The 17,906-nt window shown below is 68.8% G+C and carries 18 protein-coding genes; 7 read left to right on the forward strand and 11 right to left on the reverse strand.

Annotation, left to right across the window (positions count from 1 at the left end; all coding sequences use genetic code 11):
* The first annotated feature begins 11 nt into the window (after positions 1-11).
* Complete coding sequence (locus tag M0R80_14975; protein ID MCK9460936.1) at positions 12-599, forward strand: ABC transporter substrate-binding protein; 588 nt, start codon at positions 12-14, stop codon at positions 597-599.
* An 18-nt stretch (positions 600-617) separates the two neighbouring features.
* Here the strand turns inward: M0R80_14975 and M0R80_14980 are convergent, their stop codons facing one another.
* Positions 618-2,009 (reverse strand): PKD domain-containing protein, encoded by a 1,392-nt coding sequence (locus tag M0R80_14980; protein MCK9460937.1) that lies wholly within the window; start codon positions 2,007-2,009, stop codon positions 618-620.
* Positions 2,010-2,160: 151 nt separating this feature from the next.
* On the opposite strand from M0R80_14980, the gene M0R80_14985 reads away from it, so the two are divergent.
* Positions 2,161-2,487, forward strand: a complete 327-nt coding sequence (locus M0R80_14985; GenBank protein ID MCK9460938.1) for a hypothetical protein — start codon at positions 2,161-2,163, stop codon at positions 2,485-2,487.
* Here M0R80_14985 and M0R80_14990 read toward each other — a convergent pair whose 3' ends face one another.
* The 3 genes from M0R80_14990 to M0R80_15000 are packed head-to-tail and all read right to left on the reverse strand — an operon-like array spanning position 2,488 to position 4,363.
* Complete coding sequence (locus M0R80_14990; GenBank protein MCK9460939.1) at positions 2,488-3,525, reverse strand: tetratricopeptide repeat protein; 1,038 nt, start codon at positions 3,523-3,525, stop codon at positions 2,488-2,490.
* The gene (locus M0R80_14995; protein ID MCK9460940.1) at positions 3,522-3,983 is read right to left on the reverse strand and encodes a hypothetical protein; all 462 of its coding nucleotides are present in this window, start codon (positions 3,981-3,983) and stop codon (positions 3,522-3,524) included. The genes M0R80_14990 and M0R80_14995 overlap by 4 nt, the downstream gene beginning before the upstream one ends.
* 44 nt (positions 3,984-4,027) lie before the next feature.
* Positions 4,028-4,363 carry a hypothetical protein gene (locus M0R80_15000; protein MCK9460941.1) on the reverse strand — a complete coding sequence of 112 codons (336 nt, stop codon included), beginning with the start codon at positions 4,361-4,363 and terminating at the stop codon, positions 4,028-4,030.
* Between the two features lie 99 nt (positions 4,364-4,462).
* Between M0R80_15000 and leuS the strand changes: the two genes are divergently transcribed.
* From leuS to M0R80_15020, 4 genes are all read left to right on the forward strand, one after another.
* Positions 4,463-7,078 (forward strand): leucine--tRNA ligase, encoded by a 2,616-nt coding sequence (leuS, locus tag M0R80_15005; protein MCK9460942.1) that lies wholly within the window; start codon positions 4,463-4,465, stop codon positions 7,076-7,078.
* 3 nt (positions 7,079-7,081) lie between these two features.
* Positions 7,082-7,867, forward strand: a complete 786-nt coding sequence (gene map / locus M0R80_15010; GenBank protein MCK9460943.1) for a type I methionyl aminopeptidase — start codon at positions 7,082-7,084, stop codon at positions 7,865-7,867.
* On the forward strand, positions 7,864-8,424 hold the full coding sequence (locus M0R80_15015; protein ID MCK9460944.1) for a hypothetical protein: 561 nt from the start codon (positions 7,864-7,866) through the stop codon (positions 8,422-8,424). Before map ends, M0R80_15015 begins: the two co-directional genes overlap by 4 nt.
* A gap of 311 nt (positions 8,425-8,735) precedes the next feature.
* Positions 8,736-9,830: a hypothetical protein gene (locus M0R80_15020; protein MCK9460945.1), complete on the forward strand. Its 1,095-nt coding sequence runs from the start codon at positions 8,736-8,738 to the stop codon at positions 9,828-9,830.
* A gap of 24 nt (positions 9,831-9,854) precedes the next feature.
* On the opposite strand, the gene pssA is transcribed toward M0R80_15020, so the two are convergent.
* Positions 9,855-10,673: a CDP-diacylglycerol--serine O-phosphatidyltransferase gene (gene pssA, locus M0R80_15025; GenBank protein MCK9460946.1), complete on the reverse strand. Its 819-nt coding sequence runs from the start codon at positions 10,671-10,673 to the stop codon at positions 9,855-9,857.
* A 161-nt stretch (positions 10,674-10,834) separates the two neighbouring features.
* Here pssA and M0R80_15030 point away from each other — a divergent pair, with 161 nt between their 5' ends.
* A complete protein-coding gene (locus tag M0R80_15030) occupies positions 10,835-11,959 on the forward strand; it encodes a PEGA domain-containing protein (GenBank protein MCK9460947.1) in 1,125 nt (374 codons plus the stop codon).
* 5 nt (positions 11,960-11,964) lie between these two features.
* Here M0R80_15030 and M0R80_15035 read toward each other — a convergent pair whose 3' ends face one another.
* The 6 genes from M0R80_15035 to M0R80_15060 form a co-directional block, all read right to left on the reverse strand.
* Complete coding sequence (locus M0R80_15035; GenBank protein ID MCK9460948.1) at positions 11,965-12,987, reverse strand: hypothetical protein; 1,023 nt, start codon at positions 12,985-12,987, stop codon at positions 11,965-11,967.
* Positions 12,988-13,036: 49 nt separating this feature from the next.
* Positions 13,037-13,981 (reverse strand): hypothetical protein, encoded by a 945-nt coding sequence (locus M0R80_15040; GenBank protein ID MCK9460949.1) that lies wholly within the window; start codon positions 13,979-13,981, stop codon positions 13,037-13,039.
* Positions 13,982-14,132: 151 nt separating this feature from the next.
* Positions 14,133-15,605: a D-alanyl-D-alanine carboxypeptidase/D-alanyl-D-alanine-endopeptidase gene (gene dacB, locus M0R80_15045; protein MCK9460950.1), complete on the reverse strand. Its 1,473-nt coding sequence runs from the start codon at positions 15,603-15,605 to the stop codon at positions 14,133-14,135.
* Between the two features lie 73 nt (positions 15,606-15,678).
* Positions 15,679-16,068: a HEPN domain-containing protein gene (locus M0R80_15050; protein ID MCK9460951.1), complete on the reverse strand. Its 390-nt coding sequence runs from the start codon at positions 16,066-16,068 to the stop codon at positions 15,679-15,681.
* Positions 16,065-16,385, reverse strand: a complete 321-nt coding sequence (locus tag M0R80_15055) for a nucleotidyltransferase domain-containing protein (protein ID MCK9460952.1) — start codon at positions 16,383-16,385, stop codon at positions 16,065-16,067. Before M0R80_15055 ends, M0R80_15050 begins: the two co-directional genes overlap by 4 nt.
* A gap of 349 nt (positions 16,386-16,734) precedes the next feature.
* Positions 16,735-17,886 carry a transposase gene (locus M0R80_15060; GenBank protein ID MCK9460953.1) on the reverse strand — a complete coding sequence of 384 codons (1,152 nt, stop codon included), beginning with the start codon at positions 17,884-17,886 and terminating at the stop codon, positions 16,735-16,737.
* Positions 17,887-17,906: the final 20 nt, after the last annotated feature.

Below are 17,906 nucleotides of genomic sequence, written 5' to 3' on the forward strand. Positions count from 1 at the left end.
GAATCGACACGATGCTCAAACCGCTATCCGTCATGCTCATCGCCGCGCTCGCGCTCGGCTTCGCCGCTCGAGCGGAGGCCCAGGGGACGCCGACGGCGTTCGTCCAGTCCGTCGACAAGAAGGTCAAGCCGCTGCTCGCGAACTCGGCGGCGAACAAGACGAAGATCCTCGGCGCCCTGAACCAGATGCTCGACTTCCCGACGCTGTGCAAGGACTCGCTCGGCAAGCACTGGGAGGGGAAGACGGACGCGCAGCGCAAGGAGTTCACGGACACGCTCAAGGCGCTCATCGAGAAGAACGTCGTCAAGCGGCTCAAGGACACGCGCAACCACAGGATCAAGTACGAGTCCGAGGAGATCACCCGGGACGGGGCGACCGTCGTCACGATCGTGAGCGACGGCGACGGCCCGCGCGCGCAGCAGCTGGAGATCGCCTACAAGCTGAAGAAGTCCGGCCGGAGCTGGATCGTCGTCGACATGATCACCGACGGGGTGAGCCTCGTGTCGAACTACCGCTCGCAGTTCAACAAGATCATCACCCAGGACGGCTGGGACGTGATGATCAAGAAGATGAAGGACAAGCTCGCCGAGCGCGACTGACCGCGGAGCCTCCCGGCCTCACTCGACGTTCAGGGTGTAGTCCTCGACCTCGCCGTAGGACGCCTCGCCGCAGGGATCCAGCGTCCCGGTGTACATGATCCGGACGCGCATCCGGGTCGCGCCGGTGAGCGCGCCCGTGGGCGGCGTGATCGTCGCGGTGTAGGGCCCGTAGCCCGGCGTGCCGGTCACGGCGATCGTCTCGCCCGCGTCCGTGAACAGGTTGTTGTGGTTCCAATCCACCCAGATGCCGCACTGATCCGAAGAGTAGCCGTAGCCGTTGGTCACCGTGATGGCCGAGCCCACGCCGATCGTCACGTCCGTCGAGAGCGCGGTGTAGTCGTGATAGTAGTCGCAGTCCGAGCTGTTGTTGATGGCGCCGATCTGCACCTGCTCGATGTACTCGTCGCAGGTCGCGCTCGTAGCGTCGCACAGCGTGTTCTCCGCCACGGTGATGTAGCCCGCCTTGATCTCCGTGTCCGAGCCGAGATCGGACGTGACCTCGAGCGTCACCGCGTACGTCCCCACGGCGGCGTAGGTGATCCCGGTCGGGTTCTGGGCCGTGCTCGCGGCCGGCGACCCGCCCTCGAAGCTCCACGACCACGCGGTCGGCAGGCCGCTCGACAAGTCGGTGAAAGAGACCGCGGATCCGACGCCCACGGACGTGCTGCTCGCGGCGAAGTCCGCGACCGGCGGGCCGAGCTCCTGCACGACGACGGCGTAGTCCTCGACGTCGCCGTAGCTCGACACGCCGCAGGGGGTCGGTGCCTCGCTGTAGACGACGCGGACGCGCATCCTGGTCTCGCCGAGGACGGCGTCGGCCGGGGGCGAGATCGCGCCGGTGTAGGGGCCCACCCCGGGGGTGCCGTTGAGGGTGACCTGCTCGCCCGCGTCCGTGAAGTCCTTGTCCTGGTTCCAGTCCACCCAGACTCCACACTGATCGGTGGAGTAGCCGTCGCCATTCACGATCGTGATGGAGTAGCTTCCGCCGATCTCCATGGCCGTCGAGAGGGCCGTGTAGTCGCCGTACGTGTCGCACACCGTGTCGTTGTCGATGGTGCCGACCGCCACGGACGAGACATACTCGTCGCAGCCGCCGCTCGCAGCGCAGTAGTCGGCGGGCCCGGTGTCGGTGTCGGTATCGGTATCCGTATCCGTATCCGTATCGGCATCCGTGTCCGTGTCGGTATCGACGTCGGTATCCGTGTCGGAGTCCGTGTCGGCATCCGTGTCGGAGTCGGTGTCGGAGTCCGTGTCGGAGTCCGTGTCCGAGTCCGTGTCCGAGTCCCCATCCGTATCCGAATCCGCGTCCGAATCTCCCGAGCCGCGCCCCTCCACGCCTCCAGTGGCGCACGCCGCGAGGAGCAGTGCCGTGATGAGACAGTCTGTGACGACGGCGCGATTCCCGAGCATCTCCACCTCCACGATGAATCGTCCCCTGCGGGATCATCATATGTCTAATTCTCTTTGTCGTGGCCCGCCAATCGAACGGCTCATCTTTTTGGTTGGCGGCGCCGCCGCGGCATCGCAGAATGGCGGCGACCTCTCAACGAGCGGAGCAAACGTGGAAGAGACCGGTTTCACCCTCGAAGGACGCGTGCTGTGCGGCGACGACGCCTGCATCGGCACGATCGGCCCGGACAAGCGCTGCAGGCTCTGCGGCAAGCCGTACGAAGGGGACGCGGAGCTCGGGAGCGAGGAGGCTCCCCGGCCGGCACCCGAGGGCGACGGGGAGCGCCCCGACGCAGCGGACGCGGCACCGGCAGGCCCCGCCCCCGTTCAGGACGGCGGCGCGCCCGACGGCCGGACCTGCTGCCCGGACGACGCGTGCACGGGGATCATCGGCCCGAGCGGGGCGTGCGGCGTCTGCGGGAAGACGAGGGCGCAGTAGTCAGGTCGCTTCCTGGAGTCTCTTCCGGGCGATCTCCGCCCAGGGTCCCTCCGGATCGAGGGCGAGGTACCTGCGCCAGTGCTCCCGCGCGTCCTGCTCGATGTCGAGCCTGTAAAGCGTCATCGCGAGGTTGAAGTGCGCGTCCGCGAACGTCGGGTCGAGCGCCACGGCCCGCTCGAAGCAGCCCCGCGCGAAGCCGAGGTTGCCGTCCTCGAACTCGAGGAACCCGAGGTTGTAGTGCGCCTCCGGCTGCCCCGCGTCGACCTCCACTGCCTTGGCGTAAAGGATCTTCGCGTCCTCGGACGCGCCGGCTCGGTACCTCAGGTTGCCGAGGTTCGTGTACGCGTTGGCGAGCTTGGGGTCGAGGTAGATGGCGCGGTGGTACGCCTCCTCGGCCTTGGCGAGCGTGGCCGGATCCTCGTCGAGCCGGCACCCCTCGAGGTACCACTCGTACGCGGTGCGGCTCTCCCGCGAGCCCCTGTGCGCGGGCAGCTCCGCGACGACCGACTCCTCGAGGCTCTTCACGCTGAAGTCGATGAGCAGCTGCCCCGACGCCGCCTCCATCTCGCGCTCGTCCTCGACGACGACGACGTTGCGCGCGTCCCCGCGGATCCTGAGCCGGCCGAGCGGGTGCGGGCCGAGCGGCAGCTTCTCCTTGAGCGTATTCAGTATCTTCCGCGCGCGCTGGACGCTCACGCCGCCCTCGAGCAGCGCCCTGGCGGAGCGCAAGCAGACGAGATCCTGGAACGTGAAGCAGCGCGAGCGGCCGTCGTGCCCCGAGGGGGAGAGGAAGCCCGAGCGATCCCAGTACCGGAGCCTCCCCTCAGAGATCTCGAAGAGCCGGCTCACGTCGCGCCAAGTGAAGGTCGCGCTCATCGTCCGCCCGGGCGCCTGCGACCTGGGCCGCGGCGCCTCGTCAGCCTTGTCCGCCGCCGCGATCCGCACGAGATCCCCGATCTCGCCGACGAGGCGGACCCCTGCCTCTCCCCTCCGCGGACCGCTGAACCGCACGTAGACGACGGGGGTGGGATCGCTCACGGCGTACCTCGTCGCGCGTCGTCCTCGCCGTTCCACGGCGCCGCCAGCGGGCACTCCACGTCAATATCCACGAAAAGCATTCCGCCTTCAACGCGAAAGACCGGCTCGGTCCGCATTTCGCGCAGGAGGAGCGGCGCGCACCGTCGCTCGGCCTCGGCGCGGGCCATCCGCAAGAGGCGCACGCGGAACCCTATCGATCGCCGGACCGCTCCCATCAGCTGCTCGTCGGAGAGCGGCCCCGTGTCGAGGAGCTCTTCCTCAGCGCCCCGAAGCCGCACCGAGATCATCGTGCTCCCGGCGTAGACGCGCTCGCCGCCGTCTCCGTCCACGATCGTCCCCTCGCTCAGCATGGTCGAGTGCGCGAGCAGCGCGCCGTCCGCGAAGGAGGACAGCGAGGTGCCGCTGAGCGTCTGCGCGAGGGGCACCTTGACCGACTTCTTGGGCGTTGCGACCTCCATGTAGGATATTGTAAGGAAATATCCGCCACATAGCAAGTTCGCTGTCAGTCGGTGGGAGGCTCCGGCCGGTTGTCGAACGCGCCGGGCGGTCCGGGCGGACCCGGCACCGACACGCCGTCCTCGAGCTCCTCGAGCCTGAGTCGCGCGTACTCGACCTTGTCGTCCGGCTGGTTGTAGACGTGATCGGCGAGCCAGCCGCGCCAACACGAAGCCCTCTCGTCGGCCGCGACGCCGGGCCGGTAGTCGAGATCGAAGCACCGCGTGAACGCGTTGTCGCTCTCGTGCGTGCGCCGGAAGCTCGGCCCGCACGACGCGGCGGCGACGGCCCCGGCCGCGACGAGGCAGGCGAGAAGAGCCGTCGAGAGGCGCCCGTTCCGCATCGGCAGAGGATCTCGCACGCGCCCCCGTTTGACAATGTTTCCTTGCCGCGAAAATCCGCCCCGTCTATATACGTACGGTTTCGCACGCCGGGAGCGACGATGCAGAAGAAATACGATCCCAAGGAGATGGAATCCCGCTGGCAGGAGGCCTGGGAGGAGCGCGGCACCTTCCGGGCGCGGGACGACGCGCCGGGCGAGAAGTACTACGTCCTCGAGATGTTCGCCTACCCTTCCGGCCGGCTGCACATGGGGCACGTGCGCAACTACTCCATCGGCGACGTCATGGCGCGCTACCGCAAGAAGCGCGGCTTCAACGTGCTCCACCCGATGGGCTGGGACGCGTTCGGCCTCCCGGCCGAGAACGCGGCGATCGAGCGCGGCCTGCACCCGGCGGGGTGGACGTACGACAACATCGCGACGATGCGCGGGCAGCTCAAGTCGCTCGGGATCGCGTACGACTGGGATCGCGAGATCGCGACCTGCCGCCCCGAGTACTACAAGTGGGAGCAGCTCGTCTTCACGCGCGCCTTCGAGAGGGGGCTCGTCTACCGCAAGAAGGCGCTCGTCAACTGGTCGGAGAAGATGCAGACCGTGCTCGCCAACGAGCAGGTGATCGACGGCCGCGACTACCGCTACGGCCTGCCGGTCGTCCAGAAAGAGCTCACCCAGTGGTTCTTCAAGACCACGGCCTACGCCGAGGAGCTGCTCGCGGGCCTCGACGAGCTCGCGGGCAGCTGGCCGGAGCGCGTCCTCCTCGAGCAGCGCGCGCGCATCGGCAAGAGCCACGGCGCCCGCGTCGACTTCAGGCTCGAGACGCCCGTCGACGGCGAGGCGATCCTGCCGGTATTCACGACGCGCCCGGACACGCTGTGGGGCGTCACGTTCATGAGCCTCGCGGCCGAGCACCCGCTCGCGCTGAAGCTCGCCAAGGGGACGCCGCGCGAGGGCGAGGTGAGCGCGTTCGTCCAGAAGGTGCTCGCCGAGGACAAGCACAAGCGCGGCTCCGAGGACTGCGCGAAGGAGGGCGTCTTCACCGGCGCGTACTGCGTGAACCCGGTGAACGGCGAGCGCGTGCCGATCCACGTCGCGAACTTCGTGCTCATGGACTACGGCACCGGCGCGGTCATGGCGGTCCCGGCGCACGACCAGCGCGACTTCGAGTTCGCTCGGAAGTACGGCCTGCCTGTCAAGGTCGTCATCCGGCCGCCCGACGGCCGGGCGGCCGATCCCGGCGCGATGACCGCGGCGTACGTCGACGACGGCGTGCAGGTCGCGTCCGCGCAGTTCGACGGCCTGCCGAACCGCGAGGCGATCGAGCGCATCACGGACTTCCTCGCCGAGAAGGGCCAGGGCGGGAGGACCGTGAGCTACCGCCTGCGCGACTGGTGCGTCTCGCGGCAGCGCTACTGGGGCGCGCCCATCCCGATGGTCCACTGCGACTCCTGCGACGTCGTGCCCGTCCCCGAGGATCAGCTCCCGGTGCGGCTGCCGGAGAACGTCGTGTTCCAGGCCGAGGGCGGCTCTCCCCTCTCCCGCTGCGAGGAGTTCGTCCGCACGACCTGCCCGAAGTGCGGCGGGCCCGCGCGCCGCGAGACCGACACCTTCGACACGTTCGTCGAGTCCTCGTGGTACTTCCTGCGCTACCTCTCGCCGCACCTCGACACGGCGCCGCTCGATCCGGGCGCGGTCGCGTTCTGGATGCCCGTCGACCAGTACATCGGCGGCATCGAGCACGCGGTCGGCCACCTCGTCTACGGCCGCTACTACCACCGGCTCATGCAGGATCTCGGCCTCTTCCCGGCCGCGGTCGCGCGGGAGCCGTTCAAGCGCCTCCTCTGCCAGGGCATGGTCTGCAAGGAGACGCTCTTCACGCTCGACGACAAGGGGCAGCCGATCTGGCACACGCCCGCGGAGGTCGAGGGCGGCGTGAGCAAGCGGGACGGCAAGCCGATACAGGTCGGCCGCGTCGAGAAGATGTCCAAGACGAAGTACAACGGCGTCGACCCGGAGACGATCATCGCGACCTACGGCGCCGACTCGGCCCGGCTGTTCACCCTCTTCGCCGCGCCGCCCGAGAACGATCTCGTGTGGAAGGACGAGGGCGTCGAGGGCGTGCACCGCTTCCTCACCCGCCTGTGGAACATGATCGGCCAGCGGCTCGAGGCGATCCGCTCCGCCGCGCCGTACGACGGCGACGGCACGGGGCTCGACGAGCCGACCGCCGAGCTGCGGCGCCAGACGCACAAGACGATCAAGGCGGTCACCGAGGACGTCGATCAGCGCTACCGCTTCAACACCGCGATCGCGCGCTGCATGGAGCTCGTGAACGCGCTGAGCAAGTTCGAGGCGCCGGCGGCCGGCGGCCCCGCGGCGTCCGTGCAGCGGGACGCGTTCGCCGCGCTCGTGGGGATGCTGTCGCCGTTCGCGCCGCACGTCGCCGAGGAGCTGTGGCTGGAGATGGGCGGCGTCGGGCTCGCCTCCGAGGCGCCCTGGCCGAGCTTCGATCCGGCCGTCGCCGCGGACGACACCATCACGATCGCCGTGCAGGTCTCGGGCAAGCTCCGCGCGACGCTCGAGGTCGAGCGGGGCATCGCGAGCGACGCGCTCGAGAAGCTCGCGCTCGATCACGAGAACGTGCGAAAGCACACCGCCGGCAAGACGATCCGCAAGGTGATCGTGGTGCCGGGCAAGCTCGTCAACGTCGTCGCGGGGTGAGGCATGGGCGACGTCGTCATCAAGTCGTCCGCGGATCTCGAGGCGCTGCGCCGTGCCTGCCGGCTCGCGGCGGCCACGCTCGAGGAGGCGGCGAAGCTCGTCGCGCCCGGGGTCTCGACCGACGAGATCAACACGTTCGTCCACGAGCACACGCTGAAGCACGGCGCGCGGCCGGCGCCGCTCGGCTACCGCGGCTACCCCAAGAGCGTGTGCACCTCGATCAACGAGGTGATCTGCCACGGCATCCCGAGCGCGCGGAAGCTCAGGGGCGGCGACATCGTGAACATCGACGTCACCTCCATCCTCGACGGCTGGCACGGCGACGTCTCGGCCACGTTCTACGTCGGCGAGCCAAAGGCCGGGGCGCGCGCGCTCGTCGAGACGACCCGCGAGTGCCTGCGCCTCGGGATCGCCGAGGTGAGACCCGGCAAGCGGCTCGGCGACGTCGGCGCCGCGATCCAGGCCTGCGCGGAGGGGCGCGGCTTCTCCGTGGTGCGGGACTACGTCGGGCACGGCATCGGGCGCGGCTTCCACGAGGGGCCGCAGGTGCCGCACTTCGGCAAGCGCGGCCGCGGCATGCGGCTCGCGCAGGGGATGACGTTCACCATCGAGCCGATGATCAACGAGGGCGTCTGGCAGATGCGCATCCTTCCCGACGCCTGGACCGCGGTCACGGCCGACGGAAAGCTCTCGGCCCAGTTCGAGCACACGGTCGCCGTCACCGCGGACGGCGTCGAGGTGCTCACCGCGTTCTCCGCGCCGCTCGTCAACAGCGACGCGCTCCCGTGACCCAGCTCAAGGAGATCGCTCTTGTCGTGCTCGTGGCATCGAGCTGCGTCGGCTGCGCCGCGGGCTTCGCGGTGGGCCTCGGGCCGCGTTTGGACACGGAGGGCGCGTTTGGGATCGAGCTCGTCGCGCGCGGCGACTTCGGCATGGGCGTCGAGTCGCAGGCGATCGTCACCGAGGCGGGCCCGCTGGGCGCCGCGAGCTTCTCTCCCGCCGCCCCGTCGGTCGGGCTCGACGCCGGCTTCGCGTACCAGCAGGAGCTCGTCGATCGCGATCTCGCGCTGCGCGGCGGGATCCGCGGCCGCTTCGAATGGACCCACGGCGAACACTGGCGGAACGCGATGGGCGTCGGCGTCGCCTTCGCCGTGCTCCCGACGTTACGCGAAACCGACACGTGGACCGAGCACCTCGGCGCCGAGGCGGCGGGGTACTGGCTTTCCGTCGAGCCCGGCCCGCGCGCGGACGAGCGGGGCGACGTCGGGCTCTTCTCCCTCCTGCTCGTCTACTCGCGGCTCTACGCGGTCGCCGGCCCGCAGCTCGCCTTCCTGCCCGGCAAGTGACGGCGCCGCCTTCGTGGGCCGGACGGGCGTCACGACTCGAGCGTCACGCGGGGGGCTTCGGTTGGGCTTCGGCTTGTGGGCGTGCAGGTTGAACCGCCCGGCCTTGAGCGCGCGTTCGCGGACCGCCCCTTCCGCGACTCCGAGCCCGGGGCGAGCCGTCATTTCGCTCCAAGCGGCACAGAATGGCACAGGTCGAGTCCGAACGTACGCAATACCCGAATGAAATCGAGGTGAAGCCCTCGGAGGGCAGTTGGCATCGCGGTTGCAACTCCTCTCCACCGGGCAATCACGCGAGGTGTACAATGGGGATCATGAAGTGGCGAGCTCGCGACGTGATGATGGCGGCCGCGTTCGCGTTGTCGCCGTTGTCCGCCGGCTGCGACGACTCTCTTCCGGACGACGACGATTTCGAGGGCGATGGCGGGGTCGAAACGCCCGTGTGCGAAGCCTCGCCGCTCGATTGCGAGGAGCTCGTGTGCACGGGCGACTACTCCACGTCGTCGTCGACCTATCCCTACCCCCCTCCCGATTGCACGACCATCGAGGGAAACCTGACCGTCGTCTTCTGGACCGAATCCGGTTTCTTCCCGCCCGAGTGCCTGCGGCACGTCACGGGGGATCTCATCATCGAAGCCGATCCGTGGAGCGACGATCTCTCCGGATTCAAGAGCCTCGAGACCATCGGGCAGGACCTTCAAATAGGCTTCTACTGGACCTCCGGCGGCTCCGACAGCATCCGCAACCTCGACGGCCTAAGCAACCTGCGCGACGTCGGCGGCAACATCAACGTCTTCGGGAACCGGAACCTGCAGAACGTCGACGGGCTGTGCAACCTGGATCATGCGGCGGGAATCTCGTTTTCGGACAACCCCGCTCTGACGAACGTGGACGGGCTCGAAAGAATCGGCTTCGTCGAGAACAACCTCACTTTCTCCAGCGTCTCGGACGGTGTCGGCCTCCCAGCGCTGCAGAACGTCAACGGGTTGAGGAGCTTGACATCGGTCGGAGGGAATCTCCATTTCGGGCAGTGGCCGGAGATCTACTTCACCTCTCTCGAAGACCTGTCGGGGCTGAGAAACCTGACAGAGATCGGCGGCACGTTCTACCTCATCGGGCTTTCGGCGCTGCAGGACCTCGACGGGCTCACGGCGCTACAATCGATTGAGGCCGGCTTGGAAATAAAAGACAACAACCAGCTGCAAGACATCTCGGGATTGTCCGCGCTCGAGGAATTGGGGAGCTTTCTCTGGATAACCTCGAACGACGACCTGCCGACCTGCCAGGCGACCGACCTGCTCCAAGGGCTCGGCCTGGGGGGTCAGGTCGGCGTCTGCATCTTCGGCAATCTCGACGACAGCTGCGACGACGTGGACAACGGCGGCTGCGGCGGAACGATCTACGATTGAGCGAAGCGGGCCGGCGTCCGACCCTCACTCCCCGGTCTTGGTCCCCGTCTCGCGCGCGGCGCGCTTCTCGCGCCAGCGGCGCGGCCAGGTGAAGATCGCCTCGAAGAAGCCGAAGAGGACGTAGGTCAGGAGGAGCGCGATGAGGATGTACTTCGGCGAATACAGGAAGCCGACCACCGCGCTGCCGCCCACGACCACCGCGACGAGCGCGATCGACAGAGCGTTGATCCGGAGGTCCTTGAAGGAGCGGAACCGGACCGTGCTCACCATGAGGAGCGCGAGCACCACCATCACGACGAGCATGATCGGGTACTCCTCGCCGCGGAGGTGCAGGCCGTACTCGGTCAGCCACGGCCACCCGCCCATCGCGCGCTCGGCGAGGAGGAGCGCGATGACGAACGCCGCGGCCATCGGGATCGGCAGTCCCTGCATGTACTTGTCCGGCCCCGTGCTCTTGGCCTTGGGCTTGTGGGCGTGCAGGTTGAACCGCCCGAGCCGGAGCGCGCCCGCGAGCACGTACAGGAACGCCACGATCGCGCCGAGGATGCCCGCGCCGTCGAGCGACCACCGGTAGGCGATCACCGCCGGCGCCACGCCGAACGACACGAGATCCGCGAGCGAGTCGAACTCGACGCCGAAGGCGGACTGCGTCTTGGTCATGCGCGCCACGCGGCCGTCGAACAGGTCGAAGATGAACGCGTAGAACAGGAGGAGCGACGCGCGGTACGCCGTCTCCTCCGCGGCCTCGGCGCCGATGCACAGCGTGATCGCGTACATGCCGCAGAACAGGCTCGCCGCGGTGAGGAGGTTCGGGAGGACGAAGATGGTCTTCTTGAAATCCATTCGAGATCATGAAATCTATCCGAATTTCGCGGAAGCGGAAAGCGCGGACGGCGGTCGCCGCCCCGGGGGCGCCTTCGCGAGGCGCTTGGCACCGGGGAACGGCCGGGATAGAATCGGTTCGTCCACCTAACGAAACGCAGGAGGTCCTCGCCGTGACGGGAATGGGTTCGGTGCCGAGAGCTCACGTCATGCTGGCGCCCGCCGCGGTCCTCCTCGCGCTCGCCTTGGCCTCGGGCGCGGCGCCGGCGGCCGAGAAGGTCGCCGTGGTCCCGATCGAGAACAACGCCAAGCTGTCCGTCGACGAGGTCGCGATCCTCACGAACGCCGTCGTCGCGGCGCTCTCCGCCAGGGGCGCGGACTTCGAGATCGTGCTGATCCCGGTGAAGCCCGGCGAGACCTGCAACCGCCTCTGCGTCTTCAACCGCGCCAAGGTGACCGGCGCGCGCTACCTCGTCACGGGCGCCGTCGTGCTGTTCGACAAGAAGTATGCCCTGAAGTTCGAGGCGCAGGATCGGATCACCGACACGCTCGTCGCCAGCGCGAACACGCCGACCGCGGCGACCCTCCAGGACATCCTGCCGCTCGCCCGCGACGCCGCCGAGTCGATCCGGGACGATCTCGCCCCCGCGCCCGCGCAGCCGATCGCGCCGCAGGACGCGCCGATCGCGCCGGAGCCCGAGCCGCCGCCGCCGGCCGCCGCCGCCGAATCGTCGTGCGCCCAGGGCTTCACGGGCGAGCTCTCGGTCACCTCGAGCCCGCCGGGCGCCGTGGTCCGCCTGCGGAGCCCGACCGGCTTCGGGCTCGGGGCGCTCGGGAAGACCGGGCGCGCGCTCTCCTCGGAGCGGGGGGGCAGCACCCTCGGCGCCACGCCGGTGCGCAAGCGGCTCTACCAGGGCATGTACGATCTGCGCGTGTCCCTCGAAGGCTACGAGACGGAGCGGGGCCTTCTGGCCACGGTCTACGTGGGAGAGACGACGTCCCTCCACGTCGTCCTGGAGCAGAGCAAGCCGCTGCTCGCGGGCGGCGTCGCGCTGACCTTCAGCGGCACCATCGTGACCGTCGTCGGGGCGATCCTCGCGGGGATGGGCGACGACGCCGGCGGCTCGACCTCGGCGGCGCAGGCGGCCGGGATCGTGATCCTCATCTCCGGCGGGGCGATGGTGGTGAGCGGCGTCACGATGTGGATCGTCCATTTCAAGAGGCAGAAGGCGGCGCAGCGCCGCGGGGCGCTCGCGGTGCTTCCGACGCGCGACGGCTTGGCGATGGGCTACGCGCGGAGCTTCTGACCGCCCTACTCTTCCAGCACGATCTCGGCGTTCGGATCGGCGGGCCCGCCGATCGCGGCCACGTAGTCGCGCGCCGCGGCGTCCCCGAGGGCGAAGGCCCTGAGGAACATCGCGCTCCACCGCGCGACCGTCTCCACCGCGACCCCCTGATCGATCTCGGGGACGTTCGGATCGATCTGCGCGCCCTCCGGATCGTTCACGTCGCACACGCCGTAGTGGTTGGCGCCCGCGATCCCGACGTACGCCTTGGGCGGGTCCTGGACCATGGTGTACGTCTCCTGCGTGTCCGCCGGGAGCGCCTTGCCGTCGAGGGCGCCTTGCACGAACGCGATCGGGACGCCGTCGTTCTCGACGGTCGAGATCACGGAGCCCACGAACGGGAGCGCCGTGTTCGTGCCGTAGAACGCCGCGCCCGCGAGCTGCTCCGGGCGATCGAAGGTCAGCCCCACGCAGGTCGGCGGCTCGCACACGCCGCGCACGACGTTCAGCCCGCACAGCCCGCCGTAGGAGTGCCCGAGCAGCACGAGGGTCTCGACGTCGACCGCGCCAAAGACCGGCGACGCCGTGCTCGCGTTCTCGGCCGTCATGTGCGCCATCACCTCCGCGGCCTCGGACTGCTCGGCGTACAGCCCCGGCCCCGCGAGGCCGAAGCTCTGGTGATCCGGCACGACGACGACGAAGCCGTACGCCGCGACGCGGCCGGCGGCCCCGGCGTAGTGCGCGCGCCCGACCTCCGCGCCCTGGAGCAGCAGCGCTACAGGGAACGGCCCGGCTCCCTCCGCGCCGCCCGGCACCGGGTAGTAGACGTCCGCGGGATCGCCGTTCGCGGCGATGGTGGTCGCGTACGCGCCGACCTCGTCGAAGAGGGGCGACCCCGGGTCCGGCCCCCCGCCGTCCGCGTCCGTGTCCGCGTCCGCCTCCCCGGCGTCCGCGCCCGCGTCCGCGTCGGACAGCTGCACGGTCTCGGCGGTGCATCCCCCGAGGCACGCGGCGACGGCGATGGCGGCGAAGCGGGTCATCCTCCTCATTCGTGCATTCTCGGCCGGATCCGGATGGCGGGGCAAGGGGCGCGTCGCGCTACTCGATCGGCACGAACTCGTCGCACGCCTCCTCGATGCCCGCGAACGCCGCGTCGAGGCCGTCCTCGAGCGCGCCGTCGCAGAGGTTCCACCACACGCCGCGCTCCTCGTCGATGAAGAGCTGGGTCAGCTCGTGGAGCATCGTCGCCTCATCGGACGAGCCGTACTCTCCCTCGCACGCAGTCGTGCCGCCGATCCCGAGGAAGACGATCCGCGAGACGTCGCCCTTGATCGCGACGAGCCCGTCGTAGATGTCCTGCGCGGTCTCGACCCCGTCCAGGGTCGGCTGCTCGTCCTCGTCGGTGATCGCCATCACGACGAGCATCGCGTCGTCGCGCAGGAAGCCCGCGTTCTCCTCCTCGATCCACGGCGCCTCCATCGCGGTCAGGGCGGCCGTCGCGGGCTGCTCGTCGTCGTTCTCCCCCGAGCACTCCTGATCGCCGAGGTAGATGTCGCCGACGCACGCGAACTCGGCGTCCATGTTCGGCGACGCGCTGTCGATCCACGGCTCGCCGCCGAAGAACGCGCACTCGCCGCCGATGCCCTGCGTGTGGAAGTTCGCGGGGTTCGGGCAGGCGTCGAGCGTGGCGACCCGGAAGTTGTCGAGCCCCTCGCCGATCTCGACGAGCTGGTCGGCGAACGCCGGGAACACGTCGTCACGGAGCGCGACGAGCTCCTCGACCATGCTGCCCGAGGCGTCGACCGCGATGACGACCTCGACCTTGCGGCACGAGTCGGCGTCCGAGTCCCCGTCCGAGTCCGAGTCCGTGTCCGAGTCCCCGTCCGAGTCCGAGTCCCCGTCCGAGTCCGAGTCCCCGTCCGTGTCCGTGTCGGCGTCCGTTCCCCCCGCGATGCCCGGCGCCTCGTTGCCGCACGCCGCGAGCAGTAACGCGAGCCAAAGTCCGAAAAGGCTTCTGGCGAGGATTCCACGCGTCGTGAGCATTTGGGTTCCCTTTCGCAATAGGGTCGCCAACCGGTACCGACGACCCGCGTTCAATGACTTAGTGTCACGCGGGCGCCGTTCTTTCCAGTTTTGAAATAAACTTGTAAATTTGAACAATTGCAGTTGAATCGTTCGTTCAGCGTGCCAGCGTCTACTCGTTCAGGAAATCCGCGATCGCGGTGACGATCTTCTCCTGGTACCCGCGCGCCGCGGAGACGTATCCCGGCGCCTTGTTCACGAGGATGGAGAACGCGATCGGCCGGCGCCCCTCGTCGTCGAGCACGTAGCCGGAGAGCGCCGAGACGTCGGCGAGCGTCCCGGTCTTGGCCCTCACGCGGCGCCTGGTCGTCGGGCCCCTGTAGCGCTCCCCGATCGTGCCGTCCGCGCCGCCGGTCGCGAGCTGGGTGAGGAACTCGGAGCGTATGGAGACGTCGAGGTACGCGCCCCGCAGCACGCGCACGAGCTGCCGCGCCGAGATCCGGTTCGCGTCGAAGAGGCCCGAGCCGTTCCTGTAGGTGTAGGAGCCGGGGGCCAGGCCCCAGGCGGAGAGCACCGCGGAGACCTCGGCCGTCGCCGTGTCCCACGTGCCCGGCCCCTTGCCGGCCTCGGCGCCGATCGTCTTGAGCACCATCTCGGTGACGAAGTTGTTGGACATCTTGCCGGTCTCCCAGAGCACCGACGAGAGCGGGGCCGAGGCGTGCTCGGCGAGCAGCGGCGTCCCGGGCGGCATCGGCCCGACGCGCACGTCGCCGCCGACCGCGATGCCGGCGTCCTCGAGCGCCGCCTTGACACCGTACCCGGTGAACGGCGAGGGGTCGTCGATCCGTCGGGCGTAGGTGACAGGCCGCGTGCCGAGCTGCACCTGGCCGTACACCCGGATCCGGGGCCGCCCGCCGCTCGTCTCGATCGATATCTTGAGGTCGCTCGCACCCTGCCCGACCGTGACGGCGTCGTTGACGAGCACCGCGTAGCCCGGGGGATCGAGCGTCACGCGCGCCCGCTCCATGCCGAGCGGACCCGGGCCGATGGTGATCGCGATGGCGTTCTCGTTGAGCGACGCCGCGCCGACCGGCGCGCGGAACTTGTTGTCCTCGTCGGGCTGCTGGTCGTACGCGAACGGGAGGTTCCGATCGTCGAAGTACGTGTCGTCCACCACGACGTCGCCCTCGACCCGGCGCACGCCCATGGTCCGCAGCTCGGAGGCCATCTCCCAGAGATCCGAAGACTCGAGCGTCGGGTCCGCGTGGCCCTTGAGGTAGAGCGGGCCGCGGATCGCGGCGCCCTCGCGCTCGCCGTGAAGGCTTGAGAAGAACCGGAACTCCGGCCCGAGCTTCACGAGCGCCGCCGCGGCGGTGACGATCTTGGCGTTCGACGCCGGGTTGAGCGGCGTGTCGCCGTCCTTCGCGAAGATCTCGTTCCCGGACAGGACGTCCGACACCGCGACGCCGACCTGGCCGCCTCCGGGCCTGCTCGCCGCGAGCCCCGCGAGGGTCCGGCCGAGCTCCTCGAGCGGGCGGGCGGCCTTCGGCTGGGCGGCCTGGGTCTGCGCGCGCCCGGCCCCGAGGATCGCGACGAGCGCGAACGCGAGCGCCCCGGCTGCGGCGAGCTTCAGCTTCAGCGACATGGGATCACCTCGGGGTGGGATTATAGTGGGGTTCCGCTTCGCGACAAGGGGCGGGATTCTGTCGGGCTCCTCGCTACCGCGGCGCCGGAGACGCGAGGAGTCTCTCCGCGAGCGCGACGAACTGTTCGGCCCGCTCGATCTGGCGGGCGGCCTCCGCGGCGGAGAGGCCCGGACCGATGTCGTAGTCTCCGACGTTGCGCGAGTCCTGGCCTTCGATGAGGTAGCGGTGATACTCGGCAGGCACCCTGTTCGTCTTGGCGAGCTCGCGGCCGAACGCGGCGATCACCGCAGAATGGCTCGAGAACGAGAGCCCATCGCCGAGGAGAAAGGCCTGCGCGATGTAGAACATGGTGTAGTAGGCGCGCGAAGCTGCGAAGTCGTGGAGCCCATCCGCTTCGAGCATCTTCGCGGCGCGGAGGCTGTCGCCGGCCTTGCGCAGGAGGGTGGCCTGCTCAGGGGTCATACAGCGACGCCCTCTCGGCGCACGTTGAGCAAGAGTGGGCTGCGCTCGTTCGAGTAGCGATCAGACGAAACGAACACGCAGGAGAGGACGACGTCATGCTCCAGGGAGAGCGCTGCGGTGATCGGTCCGACGCGCTCGATCTCCTCCCCCGGGTCGACTGGGCCGCGGACCACGACCATGACGTCGATGTCGGAACCGGGAGAGGCCTCGCCGCGGGCCTGCGAACCGAAAAGCACTATGCCAACGAGGCGATCGCCGTACAGCGCCTCGAGGCGCCCGCGCAACAAAGACAACACGATTTGGACGCTCTTTGTCATCTCGACAACTCCGTCAGAAGTATAACAGCAGGGAATCAATACCTCCAACGCAGACGCACCCGCGCATGAATTGCGCGGGCTGGAGGAGGTCCTCACTCATAGGCGTTAACCGGGCGCTGCCACGGTTTCCAATTGGAGGAGGAACCGTGGGATCTGCCGGGAGCGAGTGTGCTTGTTGCTCCGAGAGAGATGGTCCAGGAAGAGATCCAATGCCGCGGGGACTTGGCAGAGGTCGATGGGGATGATTGAGGAACGGATGATCGTCCAGACGAACACCAGCACGCGCCAGGCCTCGTCCCGCACGCGAACGTCGAGCCCGGAGCGGACCGACGCCCGCCGAGTCGCCGCGTCAGTGCGCCGCGCATGGACCACCGGGGGGGAAAGAAACCTGCTCGCTGGCGATCTTGCGCGCGATGAGCAGCAACAGCATCTTGGCGCAGATCCAGGAACGAATCGTCTCGGGCTTGGTGTTCGGCACCGCACCCAGGCCGCCGATCGACTTGTCTCTCTTGATGAACAGCTCCACCTGCCAACGCACTCGGTAGAGTTCCAGGATCTGCGCGGTGTCCAGGCGAGCGCGCGGGACGGTCGTGAACACCACCACGTAGCTCGCCGCGGCGAGCATCTCACGTGTGACAGCGGATCCGTGTTCGCGGCGGACGCGCTTGCGGGCCTGGAGCGCCTTGTCCGGGGGCAGGCGCACCGCGCACAGGCGGCCGCGGATCGGTTCGCCGTCTTGCGGACGGACCCACGCCTCGCATTCCGCCGTCGCGCTGGCCTCTTTGAGCTGTCCGAGCCACCGGCGCACATCGAGGCCTTGCCCGGCCTCGTCGTACAGCGGCAGGGAACCGAAGTTGTAGCGCACCAGCGCCTCGGCACCGTGCGCCTTGATGAACGCGATACCCGGCGGGTTGGCGTAGCCGCGGTCTCCGACCCAGACCTGGTCGCGCATCGGCTCGAACCGGCGGTACGTCTCACCGCCCCTGTGGTCCGTCACCTGGATCTCCGCCGGGTGCAGGTCCGAAAGGCGGATGGCGTAGTGGACTCGCGCGGAGGTGCCTTCCGCGCCGGGGCAGCACAGCGCCGACGCGTCGACGGCCATCACCTCGTAGCCGGCCCAGCGGTCTGGAGAAAACGCGGTGCTGTCGCCGGCCATGCGACCGCACAGGTCGGCGAGATAGGGGCCGATCTTGACCATCCACTTGTGCAGCGCCACGTGCGAGATGTCCGCCAGACCGGCCGCCGCGGCCGCCGCGGTGGTCACCTTCAGCGAGGCCCCGTTGCCGGCGTGATGGAGCACGAGGCGCAGCGGATCCTCGATGTCCGTGAACTTGGCGCCCATCTCCTCGGGGAGCTTCCTCGAACACAGACCGTAGGTGTCGGCCATCGTCTTCCATGGACTAGGAAGCTGCGCGGTGATCATCTCCCAGCCCTTCGACTCTATAGTGTTGACGAGGTTTTCCATTCCTCCGTCATGGAACGGACAACATGTTGAAGGCAAAAAAACGGTTAACGCCTATG

Source organism: Pseudomonadota bacterium (assembly GCA_023229365.1).
In the GTDB taxonomy this organism is placed as follows: Bacteria; Myxococcota_A; Polyangia; order JAAYKL01; family JAAYKL01; genus JALNZK01.

What these genes read in the sequence shown, in the direction of transcription:
- M0R80_14975 (MCK9460936.1), top strand. Translation starts at nt 12, where the DNA reads ATGCTCAAACCGCTATCCGTCATGCTCATCGCCGCGCTCGCGCTCGGC.
- M0R80_14980 (MCK9460937.1), bottom strand. Translation starts at nt 2,009, where the DNA reads ATGCTCGGGAATCGCGCCGTCGTCACAGACTGTCTCATCACGGCACTG.
- M0R80_14995 (MCK9460940.1), bottom strand. Translation starts at nt 3,983, where the DNA reads ATGGAGGTCGCAACGCCCAAGAAGTCGGTCAAGGTGCCCCTCGCGCAG.
- M0R80_15000 (MCK9460941.1), bottom strand. Translation starts at nt 4,363, where the DNA reads ATGCGGAACGGGCGCCTCTCGACGGCTCTTCTCGCCTGCCTCGTCGCG.
- leuS (MCK9460942.1), top strand. Translation starts at nt 4,463, where the DNA reads ATGCAGAAGAAATACGATCCCAAGGAGATGGAATCCCGCTGGCAGGAG.
- map (MCK9460943.1), top strand. Translation starts at nt 7,082, where the DNA reads ATGGGCGACGTCGTCATCAAGTCGTCCGCGGATCTCGAGGCGCTGCGC.
- M0R80_15020 (MCK9460945.1), top strand. Translation starts at nt 8,736, where the DNA reads ATGAAGTGGCGAGCTCGCGACGTGATGATGGCGGCCGCGTTCGCGTTG.
- pssA (MCK9460946.1), bottom strand. Translation starts at nt 10,673, where the DNA reads ATGGATTTCAAGAAGACCATCTTCGTCCTCCCGAACCTCCTCACCGCG.
- M0R80_15030 (MCK9460947.1), top strand. Translation starts at nt 10,835, where the DNA reads ATGGGTTCGGTGCCGAGAGCTCACGTCATGCTGGCGCCCGCCGCGGTC.
- M0R80_15035 (MCK9460948.1), bottom strand. Translation starts at nt 12,987, where the DNA reads ATGAGGAGGATGACCCGCTTCGCCGCCATCGCCGTCGCCGCGTGCCTC.
- M0R80_15040 (MCK9460949.1), bottom strand. Translation starts at nt 13,981, where the DNA reads ATGCTCACGACGCGTGGAATCCTCGCCAGAAGCCTTTTCGGACTTTGG.
- dacB (MCK9460950.1), bottom strand. Translation starts at nt 15,605, where the DNA reads ATGTCGCTGAAGCTGAAGCTCGCCGCAGCCGGGGCGCTCGCGTTCGCG.
- M0R80_15050 (MCK9460951.1), bottom strand. Translation starts at nt 16,068, where the DNA reads ATGACCCCTGAGCAGGCCACCCTCCTGCGCAAGGCCGGCGACAGCCTC.
- M0R80_15055 (MCK9460952.1), bottom strand. Translation starts at nt 16,385, where the DNA reads ATGACAAAGAGCGTCCAAATCGTGTTGTCTTTGTTGCGCGGGCGCCTC.